The organism is Glutamicibacter sp. GQ173, from assembly GCF_059759215.1.
Genome location: NZ_JCAXDT010000004.1, coordinates 123,783 through 139,282, shown reverse-complemented (window position 1 = coordinate 139,282; position 15,500 = coordinate 123,783). Strand labels below are relative to the sequence as shown.

Annotated in this window: 16 protein-coding genes; 10 read left to right on the top strand and 6 right to left on the bottom strand. The window is 60.0% G+C overall.

Annotation, left to right across the window (positions count from 1 at the left end; genetic code table 11):
• Positions 1-28 precede the first annotated feature (28 nt).
• Together AC6CHO_RS08360 and AC6CHO_RS08355 are read left to right on the top strand one after the other, a co-directional pair.
• A complete protein-coding gene (locus AC6CHO_RS08360; RefSeq protein ID WP_498214591.1) occupies positions 29-457 on the top strand; it encodes a hypothetical protein in 429 nt (142 codons plus the stop codon).
• Between the two features lie 50 nt (positions 458-507).
• Positions 508-2,085: a cation:proton antiporter gene (locus tag AC6CHO_RS08355; RefSeq protein ID WP_498214589.1), complete on the top strand. Its 1,578-nt coding sequence runs from the start codon at positions 508-510 to the stop codon at positions 2,083-2,085.
• Here the strand turns inward: AC6CHO_RS08355 and AC6CHO_RS08350 are convergent.
• Entirely contained in the window at positions 2,082-3,212 is a 1,131-nt protein-coding gene (locus AC6CHO_RS08350) for a methyltransferase domain-containing protein (RefSeq protein WP_498214587.1), read from the bottom strand. The genes AC6CHO_RS08355 and AC6CHO_RS08350 overlap by 4 nt on opposite strands.
• Positions 3,213-3,392: 180 nt before the next feature.
• Between AC6CHO_RS08350 and AC6CHO_RS08345 the strand changes: the two genes are divergently transcribed.
• Positions 3,393-4,385, top strand: coding sequence for an ankyrin repeat domain-containing protein (locus AC6CHO_RS08345; RefSeq protein ID WP_498214585.1), 993 nt, complete (start codon positions 3,393-3,395; stop codon positions 4,383-4,385).
• Between the two features lie 3 nt (positions 4,386-4,388).
• On the opposite strand, the gene AC6CHO_RS08340 is transcribed toward AC6CHO_RS08345, so the two are convergent.
• Positions 4,389-4,688: a YchJ family protein gene (locus AC6CHO_RS08340; RefSeq protein WP_498214584.1), complete on the bottom strand. Its 300-nt coding sequence runs from the start codon at positions 4,686-4,688 to the stop codon at positions 4,389-4,391.
• 332 nt (positions 4,689-5,020) lie between these two features.
• Between AC6CHO_RS08340 and purS the strand changes: the two genes are divergently transcribed.
• Genes purS through purL form a run of 3 tightly spaced genes read left to right on the top strand, consistent with a single transcriptional unit; the run spans position 5,021 to position 8,336 of the window.
• Positions 5,021-5,272, top strand: coding sequence for a phosphoribosylformylglycinamidine synthase subunit PurS (purS, locus tag AC6CHO_RS08335; RefSeq protein WP_038991933.1), 252 nt, complete (start codon positions 5,021-5,023; stop codon positions 5,270-5,272).
• Positions 5,272-6,024 carry a phosphoribosylformylglycinamidine synthase subunit PurQ gene (purQ, locus tag AC6CHO_RS08330; protein ID WP_060700452.1) on the top strand — a complete coding sequence of 251 codons (753 nt, stop codon included), beginning with the start codon at positions 5,272-5,274 and terminating at the stop codon, positions 6,022-6,024. Before purS ends, purQ begins: the two co-directional genes overlap by 1 nt.
• Positions 6,021-8,336 (top strand): phosphoribosylformylglycinamidine synthase subunit PurL, encoded by a 2,316-nt coding sequence (gene purL, locus AC6CHO_RS08325; RefSeq protein WP_498214581.1) that lies wholly within the window; start codon positions 6,021-6,023, stop codon positions 8,334-8,336. Before purQ ends, purL begins: the two co-directional genes overlap by 4 nt.
• A gap of 68 nt (positions 8,337-8,404) precedes the next feature.
• Here purL and AC6CHO_RS08320 read toward each other — a convergent pair whose 3' ends face one another.
• Positions 8,405-9,037 (bottom strand): GerMN domain-containing protein, encoded by a 633-nt coding sequence (locus tag AC6CHO_RS08320; protein ID WP_498214579.1) that lies wholly within the window; start codon positions 9,035-9,037, stop codon positions 8,405-8,407.
• 204 nt (positions 9,038-9,241) lie between these two features.
• On the opposite strand from AC6CHO_RS08320, the gene AC6CHO_RS08315 reads away from it, so the two are divergent.
• Both AC6CHO_RS08315 and AC6CHO_RS08310 read left to right on the top strand, forming a co-directional pair.
• Positions 9,242-10,303 carry an LLM class flavin-dependent oxidoreductase gene (locus AC6CHO_RS08315; protein ID WP_498214578.1) on the top strand — a complete coding sequence of 354 codons (1,062 nt, stop codon included), beginning with the start codon at positions 9,242-9,244 and terminating at the stop codon, positions 10,301-10,303.
• A gap of 20 nt (positions 10,304-10,323) precedes the next feature.
• Entirely contained in the window at positions 10,324-10,974 is a 651-nt protein-coding gene (locus AC6CHO_RS08310; RefSeq protein ID WP_498214577.1) for an NADPH-dependent F420 reductase, read from the top strand.
• Between the two features lie 46 nt (positions 10,975-11,020).
• Here AC6CHO_RS08310 and AC6CHO_RS08305 read toward each other — a convergent pair whose 3' ends face one another.
• Together AC6CHO_RS08305 and AC6CHO_RS08300 are read right to left on the bottom strand one after the other, a co-directional pair.
• Positions 11,021-11,650 carry a cysteine hydrolase family protein gene (locus tag AC6CHO_RS08305; RefSeq protein WP_498214576.1) on the bottom strand — a complete coding sequence of 210 codons (630 nt, stop codon included), beginning with the start codon at positions 11,648-11,650 and terminating at the stop codon, positions 11,021-11,023.
• Between the two features lie 51 nt (positions 11,651-11,701).
• Positions 11,702-12,772: an LLM class flavin-dependent oxidoreductase gene (locus AC6CHO_RS08300; protein ID WP_498214575.1), complete on the bottom strand. Its 1,071-nt coding sequence runs from the start codon at positions 12,770-12,772 to the stop codon at positions 11,702-11,704.
• A gap of 81 nt (positions 12,773-12,853) precedes the next feature.
• On the opposite strand from AC6CHO_RS08300, the gene AC6CHO_RS08295 reads away from it, so the two are divergent.
• Positions 12,854-13,438, top strand: coding sequence for a CGNR zinc finger domain-containing protein (locus AC6CHO_RS08295; RefSeq protein ID WP_498214573.1), 585 nt, complete (start codon positions 12,854-12,856; stop codon positions 13,436-13,438).
• A gap of 211 nt (positions 13,439-13,649) precedes the next feature.
• Here AC6CHO_RS08295 and AC6CHO_RS08290 read toward each other — a convergent pair whose 3' ends face one another.
• On the bottom strand, positions 13,650-13,997 hold the full coding sequence (locus AC6CHO_RS08290) for a zinc ribbon domain-containing protein YjdM (RefSeq protein WP_060700445.1): 348 nt from the start codon (positions 13,995-13,997) through the stop codon (positions 13,650-13,652).
• A 206-nt stretch (positions 13,998-14,203) separates the two neighbouring features.
• Between AC6CHO_RS08290 and AC6CHO_RS08285 the strand changes: the two genes are divergently transcribed.
• Positions 14,204-15,373, top strand: coding sequence for a siderophore-interacting protein (locus AC6CHO_RS08285; RefSeq protein ID WP_498214571.1), 1,170 nt, complete (start codon positions 14,204-14,206; stop codon positions 15,371-15,373).
• Positions 15,374-15,500 lie beyond the last annotated feature (127 nt).

The window sequence follows — 15,500 nt, the reverse complement described above, 5'->3', positions numbered from 1 at the left end:
CAGCCACAGCACAACGCACAATGTCCCTGTGGGCATCATGGATATTCAACGACGGGCCGTGTCCGGCAGCTGCGTCTTGCTGCTGACCCTTGCTGTGTCCTCCTGCGTGGCGCAGCCCCCGGCACCCTCGGAGATAAAACTGGAAATCATCGTCATGGCCGATGGCACTAATGTGTCCGCGCAGTACACCTTGGAATGCTCTGGTGAACAAGCAATCGATTCCAGTACCTTGCCCGATGCCGCCGCTGCCTGTGGAAAGCTGAACCAGCATCCAAGCCTCGCAGCACCATCTCTCGATCCGGCGACTGCGTGCACCGAAATCTACGGTGGACCCCAGCGCGCCAAGGTCTCCGGAACAGCCCACGGACAGCCAATTGACAGTGAATTCTCCCGGTCTAATGGCTGTTTGATAAGCCAGTGGGAGGATGCGGAATTCCTTTTCAATTCCGGACTTTGAGAGCAACAATCATCAATTTAGTTGGGTAAATCAACTACAATTAGAAGACTATGGATTTTTTCCTGCTGATCATCGGATTGTTATTCGCCACTATTCTGATCGTTGGCATCGGTGAGCGCATTAAGTTGCCGTACCCGATTCTGATGCTCATTTTCGCGACGCTGGCGGGTTTCCTCCCGTTCATGCCCGAAATGCATATCGATCCAGAATTGATCCTGCCAATTTTCTTGCCGCCGCTGCTTTTTGCCACAGCGCAGCGAAGCAGTTGGTCGGTATTCCGCTTCCGATGGAAAGCCCTGATCCGCCTCGCTGTGGTGCTCATCGTGGTCACTGCAGGCACCGTTGCCGCCACGGCGTTGGCCTTCTCCCCCATCGTCTCCATCCCTTTGGCGCTGGCCCTTGGCGCTATTGTCGCGCCGCCTGACCCGGTAGCGGTGGATGCCATCGCCACCAAGGTGAACATGCCACGGCGGTTGACCTCGTTGCTGGAAACCGAAGGGCTGTTCAACGATGCCATGGCCATCGTGATCTTCCAGCTGGCCGTCCAGGCAACTGTCAACGATTCAGAAGTCGGCTTGGAGATCATCCCGCAGTTCCTCATCGGCGCCGCAGGCGCCGTGGTCCTGGGCCTGGCCATGGGCTGGGTCATCGGTGCGCTGAACCGCTTCGTCCCCAACCTTGCCGCCCGTTGCGCAGCCACCCTCGTGGCTCCATACGCGGTGTACATGCTCGCCGAGGAAGTCCATGTTTCCGGCGTGATCGCGGTGGTGGTCACCGCCCTTGAAATGGTCCGCCGCGACCGCCCCCAGGACTCTGCGGAACGCTTGACCCGCCAGGCCTTCTGGGAAGTGCTCGAGCTGCTGGCTACCGGCCTGGCCTTCGGCCTCATGGGCATCGAAATGAATCAGGTGATCCAGGAAGAAGGAAGCAACCTGATTGGCTACATTCCTGGCATTGCGGCAATCTGCTTTGTGGTCATCGCGGTACGTGCCCTGTGGATGCTGGCGACCTATTACCTGCCCAACCGCACCAAGACCAAGATTCCTGCCCGCAAGGACGCATTGGTTCTGACCTGGTGCGGCATGCGCGGACTGGCCACGCTGGCTTTGGCGTTGGCACTGCCTCATGCCACTGCCGGTGGCACGGTAATTGAAGAGCGCAACTTCGTCGTGGTGGCCGCGTGCTCGGTGCTGCTGTGCACCTTGGTGCTGCCGGGCCTGACCTTGCCGTCCTTGATGCGCGTCTTGAAGCTGCGCAACAACGAGCAGGATACCAAGCGTGCCCGTCGCGCGCTGGCCCGTCGCGCCGAAGCTGTTGCGATGTCCGCGCTGCGCAACAACGTTGACCTGCAGGAGCTTCCGGAGAATTACCAGCAGGCGGTTCGGCGTCGCATGAATTCCCTGCACTCGATCCTGGCCAAGGATCCGGACCCGCACGATGCCATTTCCGACGAGAAGTACACCCAGATTCGCGCCGTGATCGCCAAAGCCGATTCGATTCAGGCTATCGCCTTGGAGGCGGCCCGCGATGAGCTGCTCAAGGCCCGGCGCGAACCGAACATCGATCCGCATCTGGTGGATGAGATTGTCGTGCGACTGGACCGGCGCACAGCAACCCTGGACCGCTAGGAGGCTTTGCGCTCCAGCTTCACGATGACCTCATAGTGGTCGGTCTGCGGGAACATGTCCATGACGCGCGCCAGCTGTGGCGTGTAGTTCCCCATGCGTTCCAGGTCGCGGGCCAGGGACTTGGCGTCGCAGCTGGAGTAGATCACATGCTGGATATCCGAATCGTTCAGCCACGTCGCCAGCTCGGCAGAGATTCCGCGTCGCGGTGGATTCACAATCACCGCGTCCGGAGCCCAGCCTGCGTTCAGTGCAAACTCGGTGGCATCCTGCGCGACAAAGTGGGTGTCGCCCAGTCCCAGGGAATCGGCGCTGGTCTTGGCCGCAGCCACCGCCTCGGTGCTTGTTTCTATGCCGTAGACGGCGCGGCCCTCGCCAGCGCAATGCAGTGCGAAGCCACCGACCCCGCTGTACAAATCCCAGACGCTCTCGGGATCGATATCAGCGATCCACTGTCGCGCTTGCCGATACAAGGCAGCGGCAATTTCGGTATTGGTCTGGAAGAAGCCCTGCGGGCGCAGGTGCATGGGCACACCGTTCAGCCCGAATTCCAAAGTGGTGCGGCGGGTCAGGATGATCTCTTCCTCGCCCTCCAGCACGGCCTTGTGTTCCGGCAGGAAATTCACCGAAACGACGCTGTGGCGCGGCAGCTGCTCAAGGAACTGCGGAAGTGAATCGCGCAAAGCCACGAAGTGCTTTTTAGTGCGAAGCACCCATCGCACCATCACGGATCCGGTGTCCGACAGAGTGAGGATCACATGCTTGAGCTCGCCTTTGCGCTGCGGAACGCTATAGGGCACGAGCTTCAGCTCTTTGATGAAGCTCTCGATGACCGGGAACAGGGAACGCAATGCCGGCGCGATAACCCCGCAATTGCGCAGGTCTATGCCGTGCCCATCGGCGTCAAGAATGCCGATGGTGGGTTGCGCGGTTGTACCGGAAATCACCATCTTCGCCTTGTTGCGAAAACCTTGTTCGCTGCTGGCTTGGGCCGGAAGGAATTTGAGCGAGTCGAAGCCGGAGAGCAGGTGCTGGCAGTCCGCTACTTTTGCTTGCAATTGCTGGGCATAGGGAACCGTCATTTGGGTACACGAACGGCAGCGGGAGGCTGAAAAGTAGAGGCATTCCATGATGCTTATAATTTTAGCGAAGTTCTTCAATTCCGAACGCCAAGAATTCTTGGCGCTGATTGACCGCAAATTTTCAGCTTCAAGCGCTAAGCTCGCATTTGAAAACAGAAGCTTACAAGCTAAGTCCCCAGTCAGCTCCGACAGCCGCGGGGATCGGGTGTTTAAACCGCGAAAGGACAGATGGCACTTCGAACCGGGCTCTCCACGCACCGTCGTGGCATCGCTTTAATTGCACTTCCGCTGGCCGCGGCCATCGGGGCCTGCACTAGTTGCGCAGCTTCTTCGCCCCAGGCCCTTGAAGCTCCGAACAGTAGCCCCGCGGCAAGTGCTACGCCCAAGGCCACATCCTCGGCTACAGGAAAAACCGCTGCCCCGCAGGCTTCGACCACGTCGGAGCCTAGTGCCAAATCCTCGGCACCGGTAAAGTCCACCCCAGCGCAAAGCAGCTCGCCGGCACCGAGCAGCACCAGCAGCACCCCGAGCGCCGCAAGTTCGCAGTCCACGTTGTCGCCTTTGGCTTCAGGGGCTGCCTCCGGCGCCTCGCTGAAAGCGATGACTCCAGCCTCCCCGACTCTGCCTGCTGCCGCACGCAAGCTCTACGCTGCCATTGATTCCGGCAATCTCAACGACGTGAAGAAGTCGTTGAAGGCCGGTGCCGATCTGAACGTCAAGGATGATGCCGGGCGCACCCCGCTCATGCGTGCGGTCATCGTCAAGGATGAGCTGATCGCCAAGGCCCTGCTCGATGCCGGGGCTAATCCGAACGTCAAGGACGAGTACCAGGAATCGCCATTCCTTCGCGCCAGCGCCAATGGCCTGACCGGCGCCTTGCAAGAATTCATCAATAGCGGCGCCAATGTGCACGAGGTCAGCCGCATGGGCGGAACCGCTTTGACCGTCGCCAGCGAAAACAGCCAGGTTGCCGCCGTTCGCATCCTGTTGCACACCGATATCGACATCGACCACGTCAATGACCTGGGCTGGACCGCCCTGCATGAGACCATCGTGCTCGGCCAGGGCACCAACAACTCTGTGAACATCGCCCAGATGCTCATCACCAATGGCGCGAATCCACGGTTGAAAGACCGCACCGGTGCCGATGCGTTCAAGCTGGCCCGCGAACGCCAGCAGACGCAGATGCTTAATATGCTTCAGTCGGCCAGCAACCGCTAGTCCCTACAGGGCGTCAAGGTAGAACCACTCCCCGTATTCGCGCACGAACGTGCTGACTTCATGCTGCTGCGCTTCTCGTTGGCCCTCGAGATAGTGCGCCGCAAATTCCACCACGCCACGGCTCGCTTCCGCGCCACCGCTGCGCGTTGTGAAGATTTCCAGCCCCGTCCAGCGCATCTGCGGATCAAGTTCCAATTGCTGGGGGCGCGTGCTTTCATGCCAGGTCGCCAGCAAATACGGCGCCAAGCCCATGACGAAGGCGCTATACCGTGAGCGCATCAGCTGCTCAGCGGTTTCAGGCAATGCGGATCCATCCTCCCGCCCGTCATGAAAACGTTGGCAGCACTCTTGGTAGCTGAGCTTGAGCGAATCCAATTCCCGGCAAGAACACGTAGTCTGACTAGAGTTTTTCACGCTTTCAGAATACGCGCATGGAACCAACTTTCACCTCGTGAGCCAAAGATCACATGGCTTTTATCCAGCGATATCGGGTGCTCTGGCACACAGGCACATCTGCCCCATCACATTCACGGGTAGACTATGAGGGCAAGCTCGCGGAGCGCCAAATCCCCCTGGTGTGAGACGGCATCTCCGTGTGGCATTTAACTTAACCTCGCCAACAGGAGATATGCCGGATGCCCCGCATCGTTGTAGATGTCATGCTCAAGCCAGAAATCCTTGACCCTCAGGGCAAGGCCATCGCGGGAGCACTTCCCCGCCTAGGCTTCACCTCCTTCGAAGCTGTCCGCCAGGGCAAGCGCTTTGAACTTTCCGTGGACGGCGAGGTGACCGAAGAAATCCTCGCCCAGGCGCGCGAGGCAGCAGAAACCCTGCTCTCCAACCCGGTGATCGAAGATGTCGTCAACGTCGAGGTAGTCGAAGACTAATGAGCACCGAACTCCCCCTGATTGGCGACTACTCAACGCCAAGCACTGAACTTTCCGGAGCACGCATCGGCGTGGTGACCTTCCCGGGCACCCTCGATGACCGTGATGCCGCTCGTGCCGTGCGCGCCGCCGGTGCCGAGGCCGTGTCCCTGTGGCACGCCGACACCGATCTGCAGGACGTTGACGCCGTGGTGATCCCCGGCGGCTTCTCCTACGGCGACTACCTGCGTGCCGGAGCGATCTCGCGCTTCGCACCGATGATGGCCAAGATCGCGGATGCCGCCAACTCCGAGGCCAAGCTGCCGGTACTGGGCATTTGCAACGGCTTCCAGATCCTCACCGAGTCGCACCTGCTGCCCGGTTCGATGATCAAGAACGACCACCTGAAGTTCATCTGCCGCGATCAGCTGCTGCGCGTGGAGAACAACCAGACCGCATGGACCAATGGTTTTGAGGCTGGCCAGGAGATCACCATCGTGCTCAAGAACCAGGACGGCCAGTACGTGGCCGACGAGAAGGTGCTGGATGAGCTCGAAGCGGAAAACCGCATTGCGTTCTCCTACGTGGGCTGGAATCCGAACGGTTCGCGCCGCTCGATCGCCGGCATCAGCAACAAGGCTGGCAACGTGGTGGGCCTCATGCCGCACCCGGAGCACGCCATTGAGGTCGGCTTTGGCCCGGACGCCCGCGGCACCGACGGCCTGACCTTCTTCACCAGTGTTCTGACCCACCTTGTTGGAGGAAAAAAGTGAGCCAGGAAGTCACCAAGGAATTCAACATCGATACCGTTGAAAACGCCGCTGGCACCCCGGATGTAGAACTGCCCTGGGCAGAGCTGGGCCTGAAGGACAACGAGTTTGCCGAGATCGTCAAGATCCTGGGCCGTCGTCCGACCGCCGCGGAATTGGCCATGTACTCGGTGATGTGGTCCGAGCACTGCTCGTACAAGTCCACCAAGAACCACCTGCGCCAGTTCGGCCAGAAGGTCACGGACGAGATGAAGAAGGACCTGATGGTCGGCATCGGCGAAAACGCCGGTGTCACCGACCTGGGCGACGGCTGGGCCGTGACCTTCAAGATCGAGTCGCACAACTCCCCTTCCTATGTCGAGCCATACCAGGGTGCCGCTACCGGCATCGGCGGCATCGTGCGCGACATCATCTCCATGGGTGCCCGCCCGATCGCCGTGATGGACCCGCTGCGCTTCGGCGCCATCGACCATGAGGACTCGCAGCGCGTGGTGCACGGCGTGGTCTCCGGCATTGGCGGCTACGGCAACTCGCTGGGGCTGCCGAACATCGGCGGCGAAACCGTGTTCGACCCGATCTACCAGGGCAACCCGCTGGTCAACGCGTTGGCTGTCGGCGCACTGCGCCATGAGGACCTGCGCCTGGCCAACGCCTCCGGCGTGGGCAACAAGGTGGTGCTCTTCGGTGCGCGCACCGGCGGCGACGGCATCGGCGGCGCCTCGGTGCTGGCCAGCGAGTCCTTCGATGACACCAAGCCATCCAAGCGACCTGCTGTCCAGGTCGGCGACCCGTTCGCCGAGAAGGTGCTCATCGAGTGCTGCCTGGAGCTGTTCAAGGCCTCGCTGGTCGAGGGCATCCAGGACCTGGGCGCCGCGGGCATCTCCTGCGCCACCTCCGAGCTGGCATCCAACGGCGAAGGCGGCATGCAGGTCGAGCTGACCGACGTGCTGCTGCGCGATTCCACCCTGACCCCGGGCGAAATCCTGATGTCGGAGTCCCAGGAACGCATGATGGCTGTGGTCACCCCCGAGAACGTCGAGGCGTTCGAGGCCGTCATGGCCAAGTGGAACGTGGAGTACTCCTGGCTGGGCGAGGTGACCGACACCGACCGGTTGATCATCACCTGGAAGGGCGAAGTCATCGTGGACGTGGACCCGAAGACCGTCGCCCACGACGGCCCGGTCTACGACCGCCCGTACGCCCGTCCCGAGTGGCAGGACGCGCTGCAGGCCGACACCTTCAAGTCCTCGGAGGCCGGCAAGAACCTGCCAGCCACCGGCGAGGAGCTGAAGGCTGCCGTTCTGGAGCTGATTGCCAGCCCGAACATGTGCGACAAGTCCTGGATCACCAACCAGTACGACCGCTACGTTGGCGGCAACACCGCGCTGGCTTCCCCGGATGATTCCGGCGTGGTCCGCATCGACGAGTCCACCGGCCTGGGCGTTGCCATCGCTACCGATGCCAACGGCCGCTACACCTACCTGGACCCGTACGCCGGCGCCCAGCTGGCACTGGCCGAGTCCTACCGCAACGTCGCCACCTCGGGTGCGATCCCTGCGGCTGTCTCGGACTGCCTGAACTACGGTTCCCCCGAGGACTCGGATGTCATGTGGCAGCTGGCCGAGGGCATCCGCGGCCTGTCCGACGCCTGCATGGAGCTCGGAGTTCCGGTGACCGGCGGCAACGTCTCGCTGTACAACCAGACCGGTGACAAGGCCATCCACCCGACCCCAGTGGTGGCCACCTTGGGCAAGTTCGACGACGTCGCCCGCCGCACCCCTTCGGGCTGGCGTGAAGAGGCCGACGGCCAGGCGATCTACCTGATCGGTTCCACCAAGGATGAACTCGATGGCTCCGAGTTCGCCAACCTGCGCGGCCACCTCGGCGGTCTTCCGCCCAAGGTTGACCTGGCAGCGGAAAAGGAACTGGGCGCGATCCTGATCAATGCCAGCCGCGATGGCATGATCGATTCGGCTCACGACCTGTCCGAAGGCGGCCTGGCTGCTGCCCTGTCCGAGATGGTTCTGCGCTTCGGCGTCGGCGCTCGTGTGGCACTGGACGAGATCAAGGATCGTGACGGCATTGATTCCTTCACCGCCCTGTTCTCCGAAACCCAGGCTCGTGCCGTGGTTGCAGTTCCACGCAGCGAAGAGGTTCGCTTCAACGACATGACCAGCGCTCGCGGTGTCACCGTGGCCCGCCTGGGCATTGTTGATGCACAGTCCGGTTCCCTGGAAGTCCAAGGCGAATTCACCGTATCGGTGGACGAGCTTCGCGAGGCTAACGAAGGCACCATGAAGAAGTACTTCGGCTAGGCCTTGGCCCACGCCTGAACGGCGGTTCTCCTCACTGGGGAGAACCGCCGTTTTTTGTTCCAGCAGGACTATTTGGCGCTGAGCACTTCCTCGAGCTTTTCGCCGTTGACAAGAATCTGGGCCTGGCCGGTACCAGCGGCGGTCATTGCGGTGTATTCGAGTTGTCCGATCATCCTCGGATCGTCGCAGATGCCGCCGGAGCTCACGGTTCCGCTCAACTCAACGCTCACCGAATCGCCTTTCACCGTTGATGAAACATAGTCGAGGTCGGAACTGGCCAACGCATTGCGCAATCCGGAACCTCCTAGTTCCTGTTCATCATCGTCGAGGAGGGCGGACATTGAGGCTTCGATCTGGTTGGTGAATTCCACGGGCCCGGTTTCAGTTGCGACCAGCGAATCGCCGCAGCCAATCTTCGGACCGGATTTTCCCTCATCGCCCACGGCAACGTAGAACAGGGTCAAGGCACCTGTCATCGGGTCAGCTGAGCTTCCAGTTGCCGCAGAACTCGCTGGCATGCTTGCTGCGGCAGAATCTGTCGCCGGTTGCGTGCTTTGCGCAGGAGCCGAATTTTCGGCTGTCGTTGGAGATGCCGGGCTTTCTGACGCTTCGCCGCCAGGGCTTGAACTGCAGCCGGCGATTGACAGCAGCACCCCAAGAGCAAGCGCCATCGGCACTGCAGGGGATTGTTGAGCGCGCATGATTCCCTCCTTGTGATTCCCGTACACCGGGTTTTTCTACCGTAGGTCTGCTTGGCAAGCCCAATCCAGCAAGAATCCGTTGCAGTTCAACGTCTTTTGCGATATCAGCGGCGACCGCCGAGGTACGCCGCCTCAAACTAGTTGACACGTCAATAATATTTGGTATGATTGATGCATCAACTTATTTTTGAGGAGGGAGCGGTCATGAACGCCATCGAGAATATCGAATTCGGCATCGACACTTTCGGAGATGTGCCCAGTGCGCAATCCGGCCAGCTGCTGACCCAGGCGCAGGCCATCCGCGCCACGGTGCAGGAGGCCATCGTTGCCGATCAGGCAGGCGTGGATATTATTGCCGTCGGTGAGCACCATCGCCCTGAATACGCTATTTCCAGCCCGGAGACGGTGCTGGCCGGCATCGCCACCGCAACGGAAAATATTCGCCTTGGCTCCGGCGTAACCGTTTTGTCGTCCGATGATCCGGTACGCGTATTCCAGCGCTTCGCTACGGTGGACGCGCTGTCCAACGGACGCGCCGAAGTCATGCTGGGGCGCGGCTCCTTCACCGAATCCTTTCCGCTATTCGGCTACGACATGGCCGACTACGAAGTCCTCTTTGAGGAGAAAATCGACCTGTTCCACGAGCTGCTCGATGAGAAGCCGGTAACCTGGCAAGGCACCAAGCGTGCACCGCTCACGGATATGGATGTCTTCCCCAAGACCGAGTCCGGGCGGCTGCGCACCTGGGTCGGCGTAGGCGGTTCCCCGCAATCCGTGATCCGCGCGGCGCATTACGGTTTCCGCATGATGCTGGCCGTCATCGGCGGATCTCCTGAACGCTTTGCACCCTACGTGGACCTTTACCGCCGGGCCAATGAACAGTTCGGGCACCAGAGCACACCGGTGGGCCTGCACTCCCCCGGCTTCGTGGCTGACACCGATGAACTGGCCCGTGAATACATGTTTGACGCCTACAAGGCACAGCGCGACAGGATCGGCGCCACGCGCGGCTGGCCTCCGATGAGCCGCTCCGAATTTGAGCACGAAGCCAGCGAGGGCTCGCTCTACATCGGATCCCCCGAAACCGTGGCCCGCAAGATCGCCAACACCGTGAAGACGCTGGACATCGGCCGCTTCGATTTGATCTACTCCGGCGGCGCCGTAGAAGCCGGTGCGCGGCTTCACGCCGTGGAGCTCTACGGCAACAAGGTCATCCCGCTAGTCCGGGAAATGCTCGCCGAGCAACCGGTCCCAGCTGGACGATAAGCACCTGCGAGGAAATGAACATGGCACTGCAGAAAATTGGCATCCTTGGCGCCGGGAAGATTGGCACCGCATTGGCACGGCTGGCTCTCAAGGCGGGCCACGAGGTGCTTATCGCCGGATCCGGGGACCCCAGCGCGATCGCCTTGACCATCGAGATCCTGACCCCGGGCGCGGTGCCTGTTGATGCGGCCACCGCTGCCAGTGAAGCTGATGTGGTCATCCTGGCCCTGCCGCTGGGCAAGTACCAGAACATCCCTGTCCAGCAGCTGTCAGGCAAGCTAGTAGTCGATGCGATGAATTATTGGTGGGAAACCGATGGAATCCGAGAGGATCTGAACGGCCCTGAGGTCTCCACAAGCGAATTGATCCAGCACTTCATCGCCGGCGCGCGCGTGGTCAAGGCCTTCAACCACATGGGATACCACAACCTTGAGGAAGAAGCCCGGCCGGAAGGCAGTGAACGCAAGGCCATTGCCATTGCCGGAAATGGTGCTGCGGATGTCGAAGAGGTGGCCCAGCTGGTAGACGCCTTCGGCTTTGATCCGCTCCGCATCGGCACCTTGGCTGAAGGCGTACGCCTGCAGCCGGGCCAGCCGGCGTTTGGGGCCAACCAGCCGAGGTCCCAGCTGTCAGAACTGATCAGCTCAGCCAGCTTGGCCACCTCAGCTTAGCTTTGCGGTTCCTCTTCGAATGCAAAGCTTCGAATCCGCGCTGGCGCTACTGTCCGGCGCGCCCGCGCGCTGCTGACTCGATGAGGTTGTCCCCGGCCAAAGCATGGCTGTTTTCCACGGCGTTAGCCCACTCGGCGCTGGGCGCAACAGCCGCCCAACTGGAGTTCAATACAGCCATTAGTGTTTCGTGGACCTGTCGCGCCGGAACTGCACCCGCCGCATTGGCGATATCGATGGCACCGGTAGCATCAGAAAGCACTTCCACCTTGAATCCCAGTGGTTCAGCAGCTGCGGCGGAGCCAATGACGCAGTTGTTCGTCATGTAGCCAACCAGCGTGAGCGTATCGATCTCCCGCTCTCGAAGCCAGGACTCCAAACCGGTGCCCGCAAAAATACTGGCGAAGTTCTTGGTGAAGCTATGCTCTGTTAGATTCAAGCGATCCGAGATTTGCGGGTGCAGCGCAAAGGTTGACGATTCCGGGGCAAACACCGGGAACCCCTCCGGGGCCTGATGCTGAACCACAACTACGGGGATCTGGGCCTGTCGCGCAACGTCCATCGAGCGTGCGATGGCCGACACTGACTGCTCACGGTCGGGATACTGAATCTGCAAAAGACCTTCAAAGTACTCCTGCTGAGCGTCGATAATGATCAATGCTCGACGTGGTGTTTCCATTGTTTTCTCTCCATCTACTAGGTGTTGCGCCGGTGGTGGCGAATGCCGGGATCAGTTTTGGTAATGCTCAGCCAGCAGCCGCAGAGTTTGCGCCCCGCTGCCTTGCGAATAGCTTGCCGTCACTAGCATCAGCTCATCGGCACCGGTCGATGCCTGCAGCGCCTCGAGCCGCCGGGCCACTTGTTCAGCAGTTCCGGCAAGGGTGCGCTGGGCATACATCTGGATTATGGCCCGCTCCTGCACTGTCGCTGGATATTCGGCCACCTCTTTCGGATCCAAGAGCTTGAAAGATTCGCGCTTGAACATCCGCAACATCGCCATCGCGGTGCTGGTGGCTTCCGCCCTGGCGAATTCGGCGTCGCGGCTGGCGATGGCACTGAGACTGACCATCACGTACGGAGCACCCAAAACCTTGGAGGGCACAAAGTTGTCCCGATAGATGCTCAGTGCCGTCTCAATATCAGCGTCCCCGAATTGCAGGGCAAAAGCGTAGGGGCGGCCAAGGCGCGCGGCCAATTGAGCCGAATACGGCGATGAGCCCAGAATCCACAACGGGGTTTGACGCCCTGGCACAGCAATCCGATTCTCCTTGTTTTGCCAAGGCCCCGGTACGGCATGCACCTGGCTATAGGGATGATGGTCGGGGAAATCATCGGCGAGGAATCCCAAGAGTTCAGCAACTTGCTCATCAAATGATTGGGCGCCTGAATTCTCCCTGCGCAAAGCCGAAGCTGTGGCTCCATCGGTTCCCGGAGCGCGTCCAACTCCAAGATCTATTCGGCCTGGAGCCAGTGCTTCGAGCATGCCGAATTGCTCCGCAATGATCAGCGGCGCATGATTTGGCAGCATGATCCCGCCCGCTCCGAGTCGGATCCGCTGGGTGTCCGCGGTAAGCCGGGCCATCATCAACGGAGGCGAAGCGACGGACAGAGCCGGCATCGCGTGATGCTCCGACATCCAAAAGCGGTGGTAGCCCAATCGATCGGCGGTTTTGGCGGTCTCGATGGTGTCGTTCAAGCCTTCTTGTGCAGACTGGCCCACTCCCGGACCACCGCCAGCATGGGCGGACAGGCCGAAGGGAGCTGAGCCGAACCGTGGCGCAGGATGCAATGCAAAACTCATTTCTCACGTTTATCATCATTTTTACCGTGATGTTCACACTAGCATTAAATCACGTTAAAACAATCCTGATACCATGAGGCTATGCTTCAAATGCCGCTTCCTCCGAGCCCGGGTGCACAGGAACACTGCAGTATCGACTTGGTCAACAGTGAAATCCAGCTACCCAGCAACAAGAGTTTTGATGCGCTAGCTACACCTGAATCAACAACGCAGTGGCTCATCGAGCGGAACCTAGTCCCCCACGAGGCATCCTTGCAGGCTTATTGCCAGAACCGCCTGGCGACGTTGCGCGCCCTATTACGCGAAGCCTTCATCGCAAGCACGTCGGGAACAGAAATTGGCCGAGAAGCATTGCGGGGCATCAATGGCGCACTGCTGGCGGCCCCCAACACCGCTCTGCTTAGGCAGGAGAACGGCAAAGGATTTTTCCGCGCCCTTGAGCACCCAGCGACGCAACTCACCGAGCACGCGCTCGCGGCTTTGGCAGAAGACGCTGCCTCGCTGCTCAGTAGCGATGAAGCGGACCAGCTAGCTCAATGCGAGGCAGAGCCATGCACGCGATTCTTCCTCAGAACCCACGGCCGCAGACAATGGTGCTCAACTCGTTGCGGAGACCGAGTGCGCGCTGCCCGTTCCTACGCCCGCAAAAAGGAACAAAAGCTCTAGCCTCGCCTGCGCCTCGGGAGCGCAAGACATCTAGAGCACCTCGTTCGAAGGTTCGGCAGGGAACGGGTGGATATTGGCCTGCAGGCCGGTGCCCCGCAGAGGCACGGGCCAATGATTGACAAGCAAAGCCTGGTCAGGAAGTGCCGTTTAAAGACAGAAGCAGCCCGCCTCCGAAAGGAGAACGGACTGCCATCTACAAGAAACCAGGCCCTTAGATCTTCTTGACGATAGAAGACTTCAGTTCCATCTGGCCAAAGCCATCAACTTTGGCAGCGATATCATGGTCGCCAGAGCCAGGAGTCAATCGAATATTGCGCACCTTGGTTCCAGCTTTCAGTGCGCTCTGGGCGCCCTTGACCTTCATGGTCTTGGTAATGCTGACAGTATCGCCATCCTGCAGAACGTTGCCTACTGCGTCCTTGATGACAGTTTCAATCGACTCGGATTCCTCGGCACTCGCGTTCCATTCATGAGCGCATTCCGGGCAGACCAGCAATGCGTCAAGCTCGTAGGTGTACTCGCTGGAGCATTGGGGGCACGGTGGCAATGTATCAGGCATGCGGCTAATTTTAGTTACTCTGAACGCCTATTGTCGAATGAATCGAATATCGAATAATCCTTGTAGATAGCGGCAAACCCCTTAGGGGCGACCACCTTCCACGAACCCAGAACACTGCTTTAAAACTACTTGTTTTGTTCGCCCTGTTTCGCTCATACTCAGGCATATGAGCTGATTCCCGCGACAGCGAAGCTAAGGGGCACATCATGTCTAAGCACCACAAGCACCGCGGCTACGGAGCGCAGTTTTCGGTCTCCCCCAAAGAGGGCTTGACCTTGGAAGTTCTAGCCATGGCTGAAAAGGCCGGAGCCAAAGCAGGATACGCCGTGGCCAAAGAAGAGCTTTACCGCAACATCGCTTCCAGCCAGTTCCTCAACGAGCAGGAAACCGACGAGCTGCTCGCCGCAGCGCAGCGCGCCGGGTCAGCAGCAGCGCTGGCTGCAGCACGCAAAGTCCTCGACAAAACGCTTCGCACTTCCTTCAACCACCATCATCGGCCCGCAGAATCGGGCGCTTCGATGGCCGCTGCATCTGAATTGCCAACCCCAGCCTACGAAGAACCCCTGGCCAAATATTCCCCACCGCTAGGCCTTCTAGATACTCCGCGCACCAAAGTCGACCAGCACGTTTTGACCATCACGCGGGTGGAATGGCTCAACGACCGGATGGTGCGGCTCATTGCCAGAGCACCGAACCTTGACGGCTACCGTTCCAATTCCGCGCTGGACGAGTACGTCAAGGTTTTTGTCGCGGATCCTTCACTCGGTCTAGTTCCTCCCTACGATTTGCGCACCCTGCGCCATCGACTGCCGCGCGAACAAGTTCCCCGTTCAAAGTCCTACACCATTCGCTGGGTCAACCCGGTCCTCAATGAGCTGGCTATTGATTTTGTAGTTCATGGTGCGCCGGGCACCGTTGGCCATTGGGCAGGAATTGCGCAGCCAGGAGATCCCTTGGTCATCTCCCCGGCCCGCAGCAAGACGTCGCTATCGCTCAATGCCGACTACTACGTCCTAGCAGCCGATGAAGCTGGCCTGCCCGCTATTGCCAAAGTCCTAGAAGCCCTGCCAGCGCATGCCCAGGGAACTGCGCTGATTGAAGCGGCCGACGAAAACGCAATGTTTGACGTGAAACATCCAGAAGGCGTTGTTTTACAGTGGCTTTCTCGGGAATCAATGCCTGCAGGCAAAAGCAACGCGCTTCCCGCCGCGTTCCAATCGCTTCCGCTCCCAGCGGGCCAAGTGGGCGTCATCGCCCATGCCGAACGGTCCACTATCAAAGCCATCAGCCGGATCACCGAGTATTGGCATCTGAATAAGCATTCATCGCATATCTCGTCCTACTGGACTTTGCGTGAGGGCAGGTTGCAGCGGTAGGTACCCCATGCAGTTCGGCTTCGTGGAAAACCCGAATCTGGCCGCTATCCGCTGGTCGGCGGGACTCGGCCATGAACCAAGCTCCCCCGAAGTTCACCCAGTCGCTCTTGGCAACAAGAACAACGTC